General features: G+C 42.0%; 27 protein-coding genes and 1 pseudogene. All 28 read right to left on the reverse strand.

Annotation, left to right across the window (positions count from 1 at the left end; genetic code table 11):
- Positions 1–99: 99 nt before the first annotated feature.
- Positions 100–528, reverse strand: a complete 429-nt coding sequence (gene rplQ, locus PVV70_RS05535) for a 50S ribosomal protein L17 (protein WP_273758292.1) — start codon at positions 526–528, stop codon at positions 100–102.
- Between the two features lie 24 nt (positions 529–552).
- On the reverse strand, positions 553–1566 hold the full coding sequence (locus PVV70_RS05540) for a DNA-directed RNA polymerase subunit alpha (protein WP_273758293.1): 1014 nt from the start codon (positions 1564–1566) through the stop codon (positions 553–555).
- A gap of 95 nt (positions 1567–1661) precedes the next feature.
- Positions 1662–2051, reverse strand: a complete 390-nt coding sequence (rpsK, locus tag PVV70_RS05545) for a 30S ribosomal protein S11 (RefSeq protein WP_005773294.1) — start codon at positions 2049–2051, stop codon at positions 1662–1664.
- A 116-nt stretch (positions 2052–2167) separates the two neighbouring features.
- Positions 2168–2536, reverse strand: a complete 369-nt coding sequence (gene rpsM / locus PVV70_RS05550; RefSeq protein WP_100129410.1) for a 30S ribosomal protein S13 — start codon at positions 2534–2536, stop codon at positions 2168–2170.
- Positions 2537–2716: 180 nt separating this feature from the next.
- Positions 2717–3295: an adenylate kinase gene (locus tag PVV70_RS05555; protein WP_273758294.1), complete on the reverse strand. Its 579-nt coding sequence runs from the start codon at positions 3293–3295 to the stop codon at positions 2717–2719.
- Complete coding sequence (gene secY, locus PVV70_RS05560) at positions 3292–4638, reverse strand: preprotein translocase subunit SecY (protein WP_273758295.1); 1347 nt, start codon at positions 4636–4638, stop codon at positions 3292–3294. Before secY ends, PVV70_RS05555 begins: the two co-directional genes overlap by 4 nt.
- A 162-nt stretch (positions 4639–4800) precedes the next feature.
- The gene (gene rplO / locus PVV70_RS05565) at positions 4801–5268 is read right to left on the reverse strand and encodes a 50S ribosomal protein L15 (protein WP_273758296.1); all 468 of its coding nucleotides are present in this window, start codon (positions 5266–5268) and stop codon (positions 4801–4803) included.
- Between the two features lie 20 nt (positions 5269–5288).
- On the reverse strand, positions 5289–5495 hold the full coding sequence (gene rpmD / locus PVV70_RS05570) for a 50S ribosomal protein L30 (protein WP_273758297.1): 207 nt from the start codon (positions 5493–5495) through the stop codon (positions 5289–5291).
- Positions 5496–5526: 31 nt separating this feature from the next.
- Entirely contained in the window at positions 5527–6075 is a 549-nt protein-coding gene (gene rpsE / locus PVV70_RS05575; protein ID WP_005773287.1) for a 30S ribosomal protein S5, read from the reverse strand.
- Positions 6076–6187: 112 nt separating this feature from the next.
- The gene (gene rplR, locus PVV70_RS05580; RefSeq protein ID WP_273717727.1) at positions 6188–6550 is read right to left on the reverse strand and encodes a 50S ribosomal protein L18; all 363 of its coding nucleotides are present in this window, start codon (positions 6548–6550) and stop codon (positions 6188–6190) included.
- Between the two features lie 12 nt (positions 6551–6562).
- Positions 6563–7096, reverse strand: coding sequence for a 50S ribosomal protein L6 (gene rplF / locus PVV70_RS05585; RefSeq protein WP_273758298.1), 534 nt, complete (start codon positions 7094–7096; stop codon positions 6563–6565).
- Positions 7097–7135: 39 nt separating this feature from the next.
- Positions 7136–7534 (reverse strand): 30S ribosomal protein S8, encoded by a 399-nt coding sequence (rpsH, locus tag PVV70_RS05590; RefSeq protein ID WP_273758299.1) that lies wholly within the window; start codon positions 7532–7534, stop codon positions 7136–7138.
- A 14-nt stretch (positions 7535–7548) separates the two neighbouring features.
- The gene (gene rpsN, locus PVV70_RS05595; RefSeq protein ID WP_005773283.1) at positions 7549–7854 is read right to left on the reverse strand and encodes a 30S ribosomal protein S14; all 306 of its coding nucleotides are present in this window, start codon (positions 7852–7854) and stop codon (positions 7549–7551) included.
- A gap of 24 nt (positions 7855–7878) precedes the next feature.
- Complete coding sequence (gene rplE / locus PVV70_RS05600) at positions 7879–8436, reverse strand: 50S ribosomal protein L5 (RefSeq protein ID WP_273758300.1); 558 nt, start codon at positions 8434–8436, stop codon at positions 7879–7881.
- Complete coding sequence (gene rplX, locus PVV70_RS05605) at positions 8429–8743, reverse strand: 50S ribosomal protein L24 (protein WP_005773280.1); 315 nt, start codon at positions 8741–8743, stop codon at positions 8429–8431. Before rplX ends, rplE begins: the two co-directional genes overlap by 8 nt.
- Before the next feature lie 12 nt (positions 8744–8755).
- On the reverse strand, positions 8756–9124 hold the full coding sequence (gene rplN / locus PVV70_RS05610; protein ID WP_004855715.1) for a 50S ribosomal protein L14: 369 nt from the start codon (positions 9122–9124) through the stop codon (positions 8756–8758).
- A 146-nt stretch (positions 9125–9270) separates the two neighbouring features.
- Complete coding sequence (gene rpsQ / locus PVV70_RS05615) at positions 9271–9510, reverse strand: 30S ribosomal protein S17 (protein WP_273758301.1); 240 nt, start codon at positions 9508–9510, stop codon at positions 9271–9273.
- An 11-nt stretch (positions 9511–9521) separates the two neighbouring features.
- Positions 9522–9722 carry a 50S ribosomal protein L29 gene (rpmC, locus tag PVV70_RS05620; RefSeq protein ID WP_273758302.1) on the reverse strand — a complete coding sequence of 67 codons (201 nt, stop codon included), beginning with the start codon at positions 9720–9722 and terminating at the stop codon, positions 9522–9524.
- Between the two features lie 12 nt (positions 9723–9734).
- The gene (gene rplP / locus PVV70_RS05625; protein ID WP_139413397.1) at positions 9735–10148 is read right to left on the reverse strand and encodes a 50S ribosomal protein L16; all 414 of its coding nucleotides are present in this window, start codon (positions 10146–10148) and stop codon (positions 9735–9737) included.
- Positions 10149–10184: 36 nt separating this feature from the next.
- Positions 10185–10895: a 30S ribosomal protein S3 gene (gene rpsC / locus PVV70_RS05630; RefSeq protein ID WP_005773275.1), complete on the reverse strand. Its 711-nt coding sequence runs from the start codon at positions 10893–10895 to the stop codon at positions 10185–10187.
- The gene (rplV, locus tag PVV70_RS05635) at positions 10895–11284 is read right to left on the reverse strand and encodes a 50S ribosomal protein L22 (protein WP_273758303.1); all 390 of its coding nucleotides are present in this window, start codon (positions 11282–11284) and stop codon (positions 10895–10897) included. The genes rpsC and rplV overlap by 1 nt, the downstream gene beginning before the upstream one ends.
- Positions 11285–11286: 2 nt before the next feature.
- Complete coding sequence (gene rpsS, locus PVV70_RS05640; protein ID WP_004855734.1) at positions 11287–11565, reverse strand: 30S ribosomal protein S19; 279 nt, start codon at positions 11563–11565, stop codon at positions 11287–11289.
- Positions 11566–11580: 15 nt separating this feature from the next.
- Entirely contained in the window at positions 11581–12414 is an 834-nt protein-coding gene (gene rplB, locus PVV70_RS05645; RefSeq protein WP_273758304.1) for a 50S ribosomal protein L2, read from the reverse strand.
- Positions 12415–12435: 21 nt separating this feature from the next.
- On the reverse strand, positions 12436–12729 hold the full coding sequence (locus PVV70_RS05650; RefSeq protein ID WP_005773270.1) for a 50S ribosomal protein L23: 294 nt from the start codon (positions 12727–12729) through the stop codon (positions 12436–12438).
- Entirely contained in the window at positions 12726–13346 is a 621-nt protein-coding gene (gene rplD, locus PVV70_RS05655) for a 50S ribosomal protein L4 (RefSeq protein WP_273758305.1), read from the reverse strand. The genes PVV70_RS05650 and rplD overlap by 4 nt, the downstream gene beginning before the upstream one ends.
- Before the next feature lie 2 nt (positions 13347–13348).
- On the reverse strand, positions 13349–14086 hold the full coding sequence (rplC, locus tag PVV70_RS05660; protein ID WP_273758306.1) for a 50S ribosomal protein L3: 738 nt from the start codon (positions 14084–14086) through the stop codon (positions 13349–13351).
- Between the two features lie 27 nt (positions 14087–14113).
- Positions 14114–14422, reverse strand: a complete 309-nt coding sequence (gene rpsJ, locus PVV70_RS05665; protein ID WP_005773267.1) for a 30S ribosomal protein S10 — start codon at positions 14420–14422, stop codon at positions 14114–14116.
- Positions 14423–14483: 61 nt separating this feature from the next.
- Positions 14484–14596: pseudogene (locus PVV70_RS05670) on the reverse strand (elongation factor Tu); the annotation flags it as partial.

The following is a 14596-nucleotide window of genomic DNA, read 5'->3' on the forward strand; positions in this document are numbered from 1 at the left end:
TCTATTTCTCAAATAAAAATAAAAACAAACTTAAAAAAATACGTATAAAAAAACCGCCTAAGAAAAGGCGGCCTTTTAAAGTGCAGTAGAATAAAAAACTTATGAGGACGTACCCTTCTCATTCTCTGAAGCCTCGATACGAGCACGATCCGCTGCCCCCTTTGCGTCGACATCACGATCAACAAATTCTATGACAGCCATGGGCGCATTATCACCGGTACGAAACCCCGCTTTCATAATACGCAAATACCCACCGTTGCGTGATGCATAACGCGGCGCCAATATATCAAATAACTTTGCAACTTTCCCTGTATCGCGAAGCGCAGCAATTGCTTGTCGACGAGCATGTAAACCACCACGTTTACCAAGAGTAACAAGTTTTTCAACAATAGGACGAATTTCTTTAGCCTTTGGAAGTGTTGTCACAATCTGCTCATGCTCGATCAACGAAGTTGCCATATTTGCAAACATGGCTTTACGGTGACTGGCAGTCCGGTTCAACTTGCGGCCTGAGTTACTATGGCGCATAAGCCCTCTCCTTAAATTCTAATTTCAATACTGATCTTCATAGCGTTTAGCAAGATCATCAATATTTTCAGGTGGCCATGCAGGAATTTCCATTCCAAGATGTAATCCCATACATGCCAAAACTTCTTTAATCTCATTCAATGACTTACGACCAAAATTTGGCGTCCGAAGCATTTCAGATTCCGTTTTTTGAATAAGATCACCAATATAGACAATATTATCATTCTTAAGACAATTTGCCGAACGAACAGAAAGTTCTAATTCATCAACTTTTTTGAGAAGTGCAGGATTAAAGGAAAGCTCAGAATCCACCTCCTCAACAGGCTCCTTCTGTGGCTCTTCAAAGTTAATAAATAACGATAATTGATCCTGAAGAATGCGCGCTGCGAACGCAACGGCATCTTCTCCATTAACAGCACCATTCGTTTCGATCGTTAACGTCAATTTATCATAATCAAGAACTTGACCTTCACGCGTATTTTCTACTTTATAAGACACTTTACGAATTGGCGAATAAAGACTATCAATTGGAATAAGTCCTATGCGACCATCATCAACATAATTACGATCCGATGGAACATACCCCTTCCCTGTATTGACAATAAATTCCATACGAATTTCAGCCTCTTCATCAAGGGTACAGATAACATGATCTGGATTGAGAATTTCCATATCCCCAACCGTATTAATATCCCCTGCTCTCACCACACCAGGACCTTCTTTATAAACGACGAGACGTTTAGGCCCTTCTTCTTCCATACGAAGTGCAATTTCCTTTATATTCAGGATAATATCCGTCACATCTTCACGAACACCTGGAATGGATGAAAATTCATGTAAGACACCATCAATCTGTACAGCAGTAATAGCAGCCCCACGAAGCGAAGATAACAACACACGACGAAGCGCATTCCCTAATGTCAAACCAAATCCTCGCTCCAGAGGCTCAGCAATTACGCTTGTAATATTCGGATTATCATGCACACATGATTCAACCTTATTGGGTTTAATAAGTTCCTGCCAGTTTTTCTGGATCATATTTTTATTCCCGTTCTTTAGTTCCGTTACCATTCAATCGTAACGACCAATGTGAACATCAGAGAAATCTCCGACAACAAAAAAACAACACCCAATTAAACACGCCGCCTTTTCCGCGGACGACATCCATTATGAGGAATTGGTGTTACATCACGAATAGAAGTAATGACAAAACCAACAGATTGCAACGCACGTAAAGCAGACTCACGCCCTGCCCCAGGACCACAAACTTCAACTTCCAAAGAACGCATACCATGCTCTTGTGCTTTTCTCGCACAATCTTCCGCAGCAACTTGAGCAGCAAAAGGTGTAGATTTACGTGCCCCTTTAAACCCTTGAGCCCCCGCAGACGACCACGCAATCGCATTTCCTTGAGCATCAGTAATCGTAATCATTGTATTATTAAATGTTGAATTGATATGCACAACACCCGATGAAATATTTTTACGTTCGCGACGACGAACACGTGTGGCTTCTTTGGCCATAATTTTCCTTTCAACGATCTCAACACTGCCGTAATATCAGCAGCTCCACCTTCTTTTCCTTGTCAAATCGACTTCAACAAGAAATAGAATATACAAAAAACCTCTCACAAGGATCCTTATTTCTTCTTACCAGCGATTGCCTTAGCAGGCCCCTTACGCGTACGAGCATTTGTATGCGTACGCTGTCCTCGAACAGGTAAAGACCGACGATGACGCAACCCACGATAACAACCAAGGTCCATCAAACGCTTAACATTCATAGCAACTTCGCGACGAAGATCACCTTCAACTTGATATCCCTGATCTATCGCCTCACGAATCTGCAACACCTCAGCATCTGAAAGCTCATGCACACGACGCCCCGTGGGAATGCCAACCTTTTCAATAATTTCTTGAGCGAATTTTGGTCCAATCCCGTGGATATATTGAAGCGCAATAATTACACGCTTATTTGTCGGGATATTGACGCCAGCAATACGAGCCACGCCTACTCTCCTTAGTTATGTTGACAAATTGTTATAAAATACCTGATGTACCTTACAGAAAAAAATAGACTCAGAACAAAATCCTTCCGAATCCGCTTATTTAACCGAAATAAATTAAAGTTGTTTGTGATAGATTTTATCTCAAAAGTCAACTCTTTTCATTTACTTCTAAAAAAAATCTTATGAAAGAAAACCTTTAATCATACGTGAGACTTCAGCAATACCAATCATTCCATCAATGACCTTCAACATTCCTCTCTCTGAATAAAATTTTGATAAAGGAGATGTTTTTTCACGATATTCTACTAATCTTTTTGCAAAAGCAACAGGATTATCATCTAAACGGACTTGTCCACCAGCCGCGACCGTCTCCTGAACACGCTTTTTCATACGTTCAATCAATGCGTCTTCATCAACACACAACTCAATAACAGCATCAAGCGGCATATTTTTTGACTCAAGCATCTGTTGTAACGCTTCTGCCTGTCCTACAGTTCTTGGATATCCATCCAAAATAAAACCGTTTATACAATCAGCTTCATCAATCCGATCTGACACGATTTGATTAACAAGACTATCAGGAACCAAAGAACCAGAACTTATAATAGCTTCAGCTTTTTTACCAACTTCCGTTTTTTTAGCAATAACTTCACGCAACATATCTCCCGTTGATAAATGAGGAATATTATATTCCTCAGTTAACATCTTAGCTTGCGTTCCTTTCCCTGCTCCAGGAGGACCTAAAAGAACAACTCTCATCGATTTCTTCGACCTCCACGAAGTTTTGATTTTTTTATCAACCCTTCATATTGGTGTGCAACAAGATGCCCCTGGATCTGAGCAACCGTATCAAGCGTAACAGTCACAACAATCAACAAAGACGTCCCCCCAAGATAAAAAGGAACTTGGAATGCAGATATCATAAACTCAGGAAGCAAACAAACCAAAATAATATAAAGTGCACCCACAACAGTAATACGCGTCAAAACATAATCAATATATTCCGCTGTACGCTCACCTGGACGAATTCCTGGAATAAAACCAGAATGTTTTTTCAACTGATCTGCAGTATCACTTGGATTAAACACAATAGCTGTATAAAAAAAGCAAAAAAACGCCATTAAAAACGCATAAACAATCATATAGAGTGGCTGCCCATGACCAAGAGAATAAGAAATAGTTTGCATCCATTGTGGCATTTTATCAGAAAAATTATTAATAGTGGCGGGTAATAACAATAAAGATGAAGCAAAAATAGGTGGAATAACACCAGCAGTATTCAATTTTAAAGGAAGATGCGACATATCACCCTGAAACATTTGATTACCAACCTGACGTTTCGGGTACTGAATAAGAATTCGCCGTTGCGCACGCTCTATAAAAACAATAAGTCCGATAACCAAAACAGCAATAAAAACGATTGCGATTAAAAGAAAAGTTGATAAATCAGCCTGACTATGCGCAGTTAAAAGCTGAGCAAAAGTAGAAGGAAAGTTAGCGACAATCCCTGTAAAAATGATAAGAGAAACCCCATTACCAACACCGCGTGACGTAATTTGCTCGCCAAGCCACATGAGGAACATCGTCCCGCCAACAAGTGTAATAACGGAAGAGATACGAAACATGAGACCTGGTTCTACAACAATTTGAAGCCCTGTCCCTATACCACTTTCAAGGGCAACCGCAATACCAAAAGCTTGTAGAATAGCCAATACAACTGTCACATAACGCGTATATTGATTAATCACTTTGCGACCAACCTCACCCTCTTTTTTAAGAGTTTCCAAAGAAGGAATAACGGACGTGAGTAATTGTACAATAATAGAAGCCGAGATATAAGGCATAATACCCAAGGCAAAAATTGCCATACGCCCAACAGCGCCTCCAGCAAACATGTTAAAGAGTCCTAAAACACCTGATGCATGATGCTCAAATGTTTGTCGCAAAGCATCGATATTAATACCTGGAAGAGAAATATAAGTGCCGAAACGATAGACAAGTAGTGCCGCTAGAGTAAACCAGATACGTTTCTTTAATTCAGTTGCACGCGAAAAGGCACCGAAGTTTATATTGGAAGCAAATTGCTCTGCTGCTGATGCCATAAAACGTCTCCACTTCACACTCCAGTTCTTTAAATCGCAGAACTATAACTCTAAAATTCATATCTTTATATATAAATAATTGCAGAACTTAAACAATTCTCCACAAAATATTCAAAAGAATAGATGTATCTCTTCTTTTAATCATGACTTATATCAAAAAAATTATTGGACAACATCAGGAAAAATAACCTGACCACCCGCTTTTTCGATTTTAACACGAGCAGCTTGTGAAGCACCAGAAACATGAAAGGTAATCTTAGCTTTCAAATCACCATCAGAAAGAAGACGAACCCCATCCTTCTCGCGACGAATGATACCAGCCTCTTTCAAAGCAATCATATCAACAGGTTTTTCAATATTCAACTTACCTGCATCAACAGCCAACTGAATACGTCCCAGTGAAACTTCATTGTAGGTTTTAGAAAAGAAATTTTTAAATCCACGTTTTGGTAAACGCCGATAGATAGGCATTTGCCCACCTTCAAAACCATTAAGAGAAACACCAGAGCGAGATTTTTGCCCTTTTACACCACGACCACCAGTCTTACCAGTACCTGAACCAATACCACGGCCAACACGCTTACGATTTTTTGTTGCACCTTCGCAATCACGCAGTTCATTGAGTTTCATATTTAATACTCCCGCAACCCTTAATCTTCATCTATAACGCGAACGAGATGGCGAACCTGAGCAATCATACCTCGTACACAAAGTGTATCTTCTAAAACGCGCCGCCGACGCATTTTATTGAGCCCAAGCCCCTTCAAGGTTGCACGCTGAATCTGTGAGTTCCGAATAGGGCTTCCAATTTGCTCTACTGTCACAGTTTTACTACTCTGAGATTTTTTCTGAACCATTTCCTAATTCCTTTTCTGACAATCTCAGAAACTACCCTTCTACGTCGACTAGATGGCGACGACGCGCCTGCAAAGTCGAATATTTTATACCACGCTGAGCAGCAATATCTCTCGGATGCATTTGATGCTTCAACGCATCAAATGTTGCACGAACCATGTTATAAGGATTTGATGATCCCAGTGATTTTGCAACAACATCCTGCATACCAAGAGCTTCAAAAATAGCACGCATCGGCCCCCCAGCAATGATACCAGTACCAGCAGACGCTGAACGCAGCAAAACACGCCCAGCCCCGTGACGACCTTCAAGATCATGATGCAGTGTACGTCCAGACCGAAGTGGGACATAAATCATACCACGCTTTGCAGATTCCGTTGCTTTACGAACGGCTTCTGGAACTTCACGGGCTTTACCATGTCCAAAGCCCACGCGCCCTTTTTGATCGCCAACGACAACAAGAGCAGCAAAACCAAAACGCCGACCACCCTTTACAACTTTAGCAACACGATTAATATGAACGAGCCTATCGACAAATTCATTATCGCGTTCTTCTCTTTCACCACGTTCTTTTTGTGCCATTCCTCATTCCTTTTTCTTTTCCGGAAGCACGATAATAAAGCTCCTCATCAAATCAGAAGAACTTAAACGAAATACTCTAAAGTACCCAGCCCCATCCATTAAGGAGGAAACTTTAAAAGCTCAAACCACCTTCACGAGCAGCTTCAGCCAAAGCTTTGACTCGACCATGGTACACATAAGCGCCACGATCAAAAACCACTTCATTGACACCAGCTTGCTTCGCACGCTCAGCAATCAACTTACCCACAGCGAAAGCGGCTTCTTTATCAGCACCACTTTTTAAGGATTTTTTCAAATCACTTTCAAGAGTAGAAGCTGAAACAAGTGTACATCCCCGCAAATCATCAATAACTTGCGCATAGATGTTCTGATTTGAACGATAAACGCTAAGCCGAGGACGATCATGAGAAACCATCTTGATTCTACGACGAACACGCCTCGCACGACGCTGGATAATGTCCTTAGATGAAACCATAATACAAAATCCTTATTTCTTTTTACCTTCTTTACGGAAGATACGTTCATCTGCATGCTTAACACCTTTACCTTTATAAGGCTCAGGCCTACGATACTCGCGAATCTCCGCTGCAACTTGTCCAACTTGCTGTTTATCAATTCCAGAAATAACAATCTCTGTGGGCTTAGGAACAGTTACAGTAACACCCGATGGAACTTTATAAACCACATCATGCGAAAAACCTAGAGAGAGTTGAATATCCTTACCCTGCAAAGCAGCACGATAACCAACCCCATTGATCTCTAACCTTTTTTCAAAACCATCTTTTACACCACAAAAAATATTCTCAATCATTGAGCGTGACATCCCCCATTTAGAGCGCGCATCCTTTGACTGATCCCGAGGCATAACGGATATGACATTTTCTTCGAGTTTAACTAAAACCTCATCATTAACGACGTAACTTAGTTCACCTTTTGGACCTTTTGCCTTAACCAGCTGACCTTCAACAGTAGCAGTAACCCCAGAAGGAATTGAAATGGGTTTTTTTCCAATACGAGACATTGTTCTAACCTACTTTTTCTTCCGTTTTCTTGACATCCCTTAGAAAACACGACAAAGGAGTTCTCCACCAACATTCTTTTCACGCGCCTCATGATCAGCCATAACACCTTTAGGAGTCGATAAGATCGAAATACCTAAACCATTTGCCACCTGCGGAAGTGACTTAGCAGAAGCATACACACGACGACCCGGCTTTGATACACGCGAAATCTCACGAATAGCAGCCATCCCTTCAAAATACTTCAATTCGATTTCAAGTTCAGCTTTTCCATCACCCAAATCAACTTGATTATATCCGCGAATATAACCTTCTGACTGAAGAACATCAAGAACGTGTGCACGAAGCTTTGAAGCTGGAGTAACCACCTTGCCTTTTTTACGACCAAGTGCATTACGAATACGTGTTAACATATCACCAAGAGGATCTGACATAGACATTAAATAATCTCCTCTTACCAACTAGACTTTACAATACCAGGAATATGGCCAATAGAGCCAAGTTCACGTAATGCAATCCGTGACATTTTTAACTTGCGATAATAAGCCCGCGGACGACCTGAAACCTCACAGCGATTACGAATACGAACTTTCGAAGAATTACGCGGCAATTCTGCCAACTGAACAGAAGCTTTAAAACGCTCCTCAAGAGAAACCTTCTGATCCATAACGATTGCTTTCAAACGTGCACGACGCGCAGCATAACGCTTCACCATCACCTCACGACGCTTATTTTTTTCAACGGCACTTACTTTGGCCATAATTTCACCTCGCTACGTTTGCCGTTACGAACGAAAAGGAAAGTTAAAAGCACGCAATAACTCACGCGCTTCATCATCCGTTTTCGCTGTCGTACAAACGATAATATCCATGCCCCAAATTTGATCAACTTTATCATAGTTGATTTCTGGAAACACAATGTGTTCTTTAATACCCATAGCAAAATTACCACGACCATCAAAGCTTTTTGGATTTAAACCCCGAAAGTCACGAACGCGCGGAAGAGCAATCGTAACAAGACGATCTAAAAACTCAAACATACGATCTTTACGCAATGTCACTTTAGCCCCAAGAGGCATTCCTTCACGAACCTTAAATGTCGCAATAGAATTACGCGCACGGGTAATAACAGCCTTCTGACCTGTTATGAGTCCTAAATCCTCAGCAGCAAGGGAAGGCTTCTTTGAATCAGCAGTTGCTTCACCTATCCCCATATTAATTACAATTTTATCAATCCGCGGAATTTGCATTGCATTTTTGTAATTAAACTTTTCTTGAAGCGCTTTACGAATCACTTCAAAGTAATACGCTTTCATACGCGGTATTTGTTTTTCCTCAGCCATTAATCAACTCTCCCGAACGCTTGGCAAAACGTACCTTATTACCATCTGCATTCATACGAAAACCCACGCGTGTAGGCTTACCATCTTTAGGATCAGCAATCGCCAAATTAGACAGATGAATGGGAGCTTCTTTAGAAATAATCCCAGCTTCTTGCTTCTGTGTTTGACGTTGATGACGTTTAATCATATTAATCCCACGAACAAAAGCCTTATTCTCTTTTGGACTAACTTTAATTACCTCACCAGTAGATCCTTTATCCTTACCGGACAAAACAACAACTTTATCACCTTTTCGAATCTTCTGCATAACATTAACTCCTTACAGAACTTCAGGAGCGAGCGAGATGATCTTCATATGATTCCTTCCACGCAATTCACGGGGAACAGGTCCAAAGATACGCGTACCGATCGGCTCTTTTTTGTTATCGACTAAAACTGCAGCATTACTATCAAAACGAATAACGCTACCATCTGCGCGACGAATATCCTTAGCAGTACGCACCACAACAGCTTTCATAACATCACCCTTTTTAACACGGCCACGAGGAATAGCATCCTTAACCGAAACAACAATAATGTCACCGACCGAAGCATACTTCCGCTTTGAACCGCCTAACACCTTGATGCACATGACACGACGAGCACCAGAATTATCAGCAACGTCGAGGTTTGTTTGCATCTGAATCATGACTGGCCACCTTTTCTTAACACATATACCTGCTTGTACCTTTTATTATACACTCAGATTTGCCTGCCAAATAAACATAAAGTCATCGTCTTCAAATTTATCAACGAAAAACCACTGTTAAATTCTAAAACAATAAACTTAACTGATTACGCTACATTGTCTTTTACAACAATCCAACATTTATCTTTCGAAATTGGTCTAGATTCTTGAATAGAAACTTGATCCCCAATCCTAAATTGGTTGTTTTCATCATGCGCTTTATAATTTTTAGACTGCCGAACAGTCTTCTTAAGAAGCGGATGAGAATAACGACGCTCAACTTTAACAACAACAGTCTTATCGCTTTTGTCGCTAATAACAACACCCTGCAAAACGCGTTTAGGCATCTCTTATTTCCTTAAACTTTACTTTCACTTACCTTTTGACGAAGAAAAGTCTTAATGCGCGCAATATCACGACGAACCTGTCTAACACGTGCAGTCTTTTCTAATTGACCTGTTGCTTTTTGAAAACGCAAATTAAATTGCTCTTTCTTTAATTTAGCCAACTCATCTTTCATTTGGTCGAGCGTTTGCGCCCGTAATTCTCTGGCTCTCATCGCTTAACCTCTTTATTCAGCAATCCGCTGGATGAAACGCGTTTTTATAGGCAACTTTGCAGCACCCAACCTCAATGCTTCACGTGCAACATCTTCAGGAACGCCATCAAGCTCAAACATGATGCGCCCAGGAGCAACACGCGCAGCCCAATAATCAACACTTCCTTTACCTTTACCCATACGAACCTCCGTCGGTTTAGATGTAACCGGAAGATCTGGAAAAATGCGAATCCATACACGACCAGAACGTTTCATATAACGTGTAATCGCACGACGCGCGGCTTCAATTTGACGAGCAGTAACCCGCTCCGGCTCAACAGCCTTCAAACCGTAGGCACCGAAATTCAAATCCGTACCACCCTTCGCAACACCGTGAATACGGCCCTTGAACTGCTTACGGAACTTTGTGCGCTTTGGCTGCAACATTGTTCTCTACTCCAAATTTTAGTTCAATCTCAAAAACTAAGCATTCTCGCGGCGACGATTCGATGAAGAACCAGATTGATCAGCTTCCGTTGCACGACGTTCTGAAGCCATCGGATCATGTTCAAGAATCTCACCCTTAAAGACCCAAACTTTAATACCACAAATACCGTAAGCGGTCTTAGCTTCTGCTGTACCGTAATCGACATCAGAACGCAAGGTATGAAGTGGAACACGACCTTCACGATACCATTCCATACGCGCAATTTCAGCACCACCAAGACGACCAGAACAATTGATACGAATTCCTTCCGCACCAAGACGCATAGCAGACTGAACAGCACGCTTCATTGCACGACGAAAAGCAACACGACGCTCTAACTGTTGAGCAATCGATTGTGCAATAATCGTCGCATCAATCTCTGGCTTACGAATCTCCACAATATTTAATGAAGTTTCAGCATTGGTCATTTCTGAAAGCTTACGACGAAGCTTCTCGATATCAGCACCCTTTTTACCGATAATCAAACCAGGACGTGCAGAATGAATCGTAACACGACACTTTTTATGAGGGCGTTCAATCACAACTTTAGAAATCGCCGCCTGTTTAAGCTCTTCAAGCACATAAGAACGAATTTTCAAATCTTCATGAAGAAGACGCCCATATTCACCACTATCAGCATACCAACGAGAATCCCAAGTCCGATTAACACCAAGACGAAGTCCTATTGGATTGATCTTCTGACCCATTATGCGGCCTCCACTTTTTCGCTAACTTCACGAACAATAACAGTAAGATGTGAAAATGGACGCTCAATTCGGCTTGCACGCCCGCGACCACGAACATGGAAGCGCTTCATCACGATCGACTTACCAACATAAGCTTCTGCTACAACAAGCGAATCAATATCAAGATCGTGGTTATTCTCTGCGTTTGCAACCGCTGATTCAAGCGTTTTTTTCACAGTAGCAGCAATACGTTTACGCGAAAATGTTAAATCAGCAAGCGCCACATTAACTCTTTTACCACGAATCATTGCAGCAACCAAATTAAGCTTCTGCGGACTAACACGAATTGTTCGTGTGACAGCCTTCGCTTCATTATCTTTAAGCTGGCGCGGAACCTTAGCTTTTCCCATTCCTACTTCCTCTTCGCTTTTTTATCGGCACCATGACCATAATAAGTCCGGGTAGGAGCAAACTCACCAAACTTATGCCCAACCATCTCTTCAGAAACAGAAACAGGAATATGCTTATTGCCGTTGTAAACACCGAAAGTTAAACCAACAAATTGCGGCAAAATAGTAGAGCGACGACTCCATATTTTTATAACCTCATTGCGCCCACTTGCACGTACCTTCTCTGCTTTACCAAGAAGATAGCCGTCAACAAACGGACCTTTCCAAACTGAACGAACCACTTCAGACTACCTCTCTTATTTCTTGCGCTGATGACGCGTGCGCATAATAAACTTATCAGTGGCTTTATTGGAGCGCGTACGCTTACCTTTCGTAGGTTTACCCCAAGGAGACACTGGATGACGCCCCCCCGATGTACGACCTTCACCACCACCGTGTGGATGATCAACGGGATTCATTGCAACACCACGAACATGTGGACGCTTACCACGCCAACGTGACCGACCTGCCTTACCATCATTAATATTCCCATGATCAGGATTTGAAACAGCACCAACAGTTGCAAAACAGCTGCTAGAGACCAAACGCTGTTCTCCAGAATTCAAACGAAGAATAGCCATTCCTTGATCACGCCCAACCAACTGTGCATAAGTACCGGCTGAACGTGCGATCTGCCCTCCTTTTCCTGGCTTCATTTCAACATTATGAATAATTGTGCCTACCGGCATATTACCAAGGGGCATAGCATTTCCTGGTTTTACATCAACATTTGAACCAGCAATAATAGAATCTCCAACACCAAGACGTTGTGGTGCAAGAATATAACTTAATTGCCCATCTTCATAGCGAATGAGTGCGATAAAAGCAGTGCGATTAGGATCATACTCTAAACGCTCAACTTTCGCTGAAACATCACGCTTAAGACGCTTAAAGTCGACAAACCGATAACTCCGTTTATGGCCACCACCCTGAAAACGAGCAGTAACACGACCGCGATTATTACGTCCACCTTTTGAAGACAAACCTTCCGTCAAAATCTTTACAGGTTTTCCCTTATAAAGACAAGAACGCTCCACAATGACAAGCTGACGCTGCCCAGGTGTCATTGGATTAAATTGCTTAAGTGCCATTATTCCTATCTCCGAGCCTCTTTAAAGACCTGTCGAAACGTCGATAGTCTGACCACTGGCCAGAGTTACGATCGCTTTTTTGACATCACTCTGCCGACCAACAATACCTTTAAAACGTTTCACTTTACCCTTACGAACGATCGTGTTAACCGCTTTTACTTTTACGCTAAAAAGTGCTTCAACCGCAGCCTTAATTTCAGGTTTCGTCGCTTTCGGCGCGACATTAAAAGCAACCTGATTATATTCAGAAATCATAGTCGACTTTTCAGTAATAACTGGACTAATAATTACATCATAATGGCGAAGATCTGTCATTTAAAACGCTCCTCAAGAGCCTCGACAGCTGCCTTTGATAAAACAAGTTTGCTGCGACGCAAAATATCATAAACATTAATTCCCTGAATGGGCAAAATATCAATATTAGGAATATTCGATGCTGCACGAGAAAAGCTAACATCAATCTCTTTACCACCAATCAACAGAGCATTATTAAAGCCAAGCTTAGAAAAATGGGAAACAAGCTTTTTCGTTTTAGCATCCTTAACAATCAACTCATCCACAATAATTAAATCTTTTGCTTTTAATTTTGCAGATAAAGCAAGACGTAACCCAAGAGCACGAATCTTTTTAGGAAGATCATGCGCATGGCTACGAACCACCGGCCCATGGGCCTTACCCCCACCTCGAAACTGTGGGGCACGTGCAGATGAATGCCGAGCACGGCCAGTTCCTTTTTGTTTAAACATCTTTGCCCCCGTTCGTGACACATCAGACCGACCTTGGGACTGATGCGTTCCCTGTTGACGACGAGCAAGCTGCCAACGAACAACACGCTGCAAAATGTCCTCACGCGGAACAAGATCGAAGATAGATTCAGAAACTTTTAATTTACCAGCTTCATGACCATCAAGTGTTTTGATTACAAGATCCATTATTAGGCTCCCTCAACTTCAGAGGTTTCCGTCACCGGAGTAACCATTTCTGTTTTCTCCTTCACAAGACGGCGAATACCAGCAGGCTTTGGAGCATTATCAGGAAGAGGTTTTTTCACGGCATCTCTTACCAAAATCCACGAACCCTTCGAACCAGAAACAGCACCACGCACTAAAATTAAACCACGCTCAACATCAGTGGAAATAACTTCAATATTTTGTGTTGTTACACGCACCTGCCCCATATGGCCAGCCATTTTTTTCCCTTTAAACACTTTACCAGGATCTTGACACTGTCCCGTAGAACCATGAGCACGATGTGTGATCGAATTACCATGGGAAGCGCGATGCCCGCCAAAATTATGCCGTTTCATAACACCAGCAAACCCCTTACCAATACTGCTACCGGTCACATCGACTCTCTGTCCTGGAACAAAATGTTCCACTGTAATCTCTGTACCGATATCAAGAAGATTATCGGGGCTCACGCGAAACTCTGCTATTTTGGCTTTAGGTTCAACAGAAGCCTTAGCAAAATGCCCACGAAGAGCTTGTGAAGTATTCTTAACCTTAGCAAAGCCTACACCTAATTGAACAGCAGTATAACCATTCTTTTCAACTGTACGCTGAGCAACGACTTGACAATTCTCCAAACGAAGTACTGTCACCGGCACATGCTCACCAGCATCATTATAAATACGGGTCATGCCCAGCTTCTGTGCTATTACACCTGAACGCATCGGGTCTGTTCCTTCTGTCCTCAAACCTCAGAGCTTAATTTCTACATCCACACCAGCAGAAAGATCGAGCTTCATAAGCGCATCCACTGTTTGCGGCGTTGGATCAACAATATCAAGAAGACGCTTATGGGTACGCATTTCAAATTGCTCACGGCTCTTCTTATCGATATGCGGTCCACGATTGACCGTAAATTTCTCAATCCGCGTTGGAAGCGGAATAGGACCACGGACATTTGCACCAGTCCGTTTAGCAGTCGATACAATTTCACGTGTCGACGTATCAAGAATTCTATGATCAAACGCTTTCAAGCGAATGCGAATATTTTGACTGTTCATGCTCTTTATTTCCCTGTCATATAAAGCGCCTTCAATAATCAAGGCGCTCAACAAGCATTATTTATTCAATGATTTTAGAGACGATACCGGCACCAACAGTACGACCACCTTCACGAATAGCAAAACGAAGCTTCTCTTCCATCGCAATTGGAACAATCAGAGACACATCCATCG

Source organism: Bartonella sp. AU55XJBT, assembly GCF_028618525.1.

Bases quoted from the DNA above. Each gene is read 5' to 3' on its own strand.
- rplV (WP_273758303.1), bottom strand. From the start codon at position 11,284: ATGGGAAAAGCTAAGGTTCCGCGCCAGCTTAAAGATAATGAAGCGAAG.
- rpsK (WP_005773294.1), bottom strand. From the start codon at position 2,051: ATGGCCAAAGAAGCCACACGTGTTCGTCGTCGCGAACGTAAAAATATT.
- rplD (WP_273758305.1), bottom strand. From the start codon at position 13,346: ATGGATCTTGTAATCAAAACACTTGATGGTCATGAAGCTGGTAAATTA.
- rpsE (WP_005773287.1), bottom strand. From the start codon at position 6,075: ATGGCACAAAAAGAACGTGGTGAAAGAGAAGAACGCGATAATGAATTT.
- rplB (WP_273758304.1), bottom strand. From the start codon at position 12,414: ATGGCACTTAAGCAATTTAATCCAATGACACCTGGGCAGCGTCAGCTT.
- rplO (WP_273758296.1), bottom strand. From the start codon at position 5,268: ATGAAACTCAATGAACTGCGTGATTGCGAAGGTGCAACAAAAAATCGT.
- rpsN (WP_005773283.1), bottom strand. From the start codon at position 7,854: ATGGCCAAAGTAAGTGCCGTTGAAAAAAATAAGCGTCGTGAGGTGATG.
- rplF (WP_273758298.1), bottom strand. From the start codon at position 7,096: ATGTCTCGTATTGGAAAAAAACCCATTTCAATTCCTTCTGGGGTTACT.
- rpsQ (WP_273758301.1), bottom strand. From the start codon at position 9,510: ATGCCTAAACGCGTTTTGCAGGGTGTTGTTATTAGCGACAAAAGCGAT.
- rplX (WP_005773280.1), bottom strand. From the start codon at position 8,743: ATGCAGAAGATTCGAAAAGGTGATAAAGTTGTTGTTTTGTCCGGTAAG.
- rplR (WP_273717727.1), bottom strand. From the start codon at position 6,550: ATGGTTTCATCTAAGGACATTATCCAGCGTCGTGCGAGGCGTGTTCGT.
- rpmD (WP_273758297.1), bottom strand. From the start codon at position 5,495: ATGGTTCAGAAAAAATCTCAGAGTAGTAAAACTGTGACAGTAGAGCAA.
- PVV70_RS05650 (WP_005773270.1), bottom strand. From the start codon at position 12,729: ATGACAGATCTTCGCCATTATGATGTAATTATTAGTCCAGTTATTACT.
- rplP (WP_139413397.1), bottom strand. From the start codon at position 10,148: ATGTTGCAGCCAAAGCGCACAAAGTTCCGTAAGCAGTTCAAGGGCCGT.
- rplE (WP_273758300.1), bottom strand. From the start codon at position 8,436: ATGGCTGAGGAAAAACAAATACCGCGTATGAAAGCGTATTACTTTGAA.
- rpmC (WP_273758302.1), bottom strand. From the start codon at position 9,722: ATGAGAGCCAGAGAATTACGGGCGCAAACGCTCGACCAAATGAAAGAT.
- PVV70_RS05555 (WP_273758294.1), bottom strand. From the start codon at position 3,295: ATGAGAGTTGTTCTTTTAGGTCCTCCTGGAGCAGGGAAAGGAACGCAA.
- rplC (WP_273758306.1), bottom strand. From the start codon at position 14,086: ATGCGTTCAGGTGTAATAGCACAGAAGCTGGGCATGACCCGTATTTAT.
- rpsC (WP_005773275.1), bottom strand. From the start codon at position 10,895: ATGGGTCAGAAGATCAATCCAATAGGACTTCGTCTTGGTGTTAATCGG.
- secY (WP_273758295.1), bottom strand. From the start codon at position 4,638: ATGGCATCAGCAGCAGAGCAATTTGCTTCCAATATAAACTTCGGTGCC.
- rplQ (WP_273758292.1), bottom strand. From the start codon at position 528: ATGCGCCATAGTAACTCAGGCCGCAAGTTGAACCGGACTGCCAGTCAC.
- PVV70_RS05540 (WP_273758293.1), bottom strand. From the start codon at position 1,566: ATGATCCAGAAAAACTGGCAGGAACTTATTAAACCCAATAAGGTTGAA.
- rpsJ (WP_005773267.1), bottom strand. From the start codon at position 14,422: ATGAACAGTCAAAATATTCGCATTCGCTTGAAAGCGTTTGATCATAGA.
- rplN (WP_004855715.1), bottom strand. From the start codon at position 9,124: ATGATTCAGATGCAAACAAACCTCGACGTTGCTGATAATTCTGGTGCT.
- rpsH (WP_273758299.1), bottom strand. From the start codon at position 7,534: ATGTCTATGTCAGATCCTCTTGGTGATATGTTAACACGTATTCGTAAT.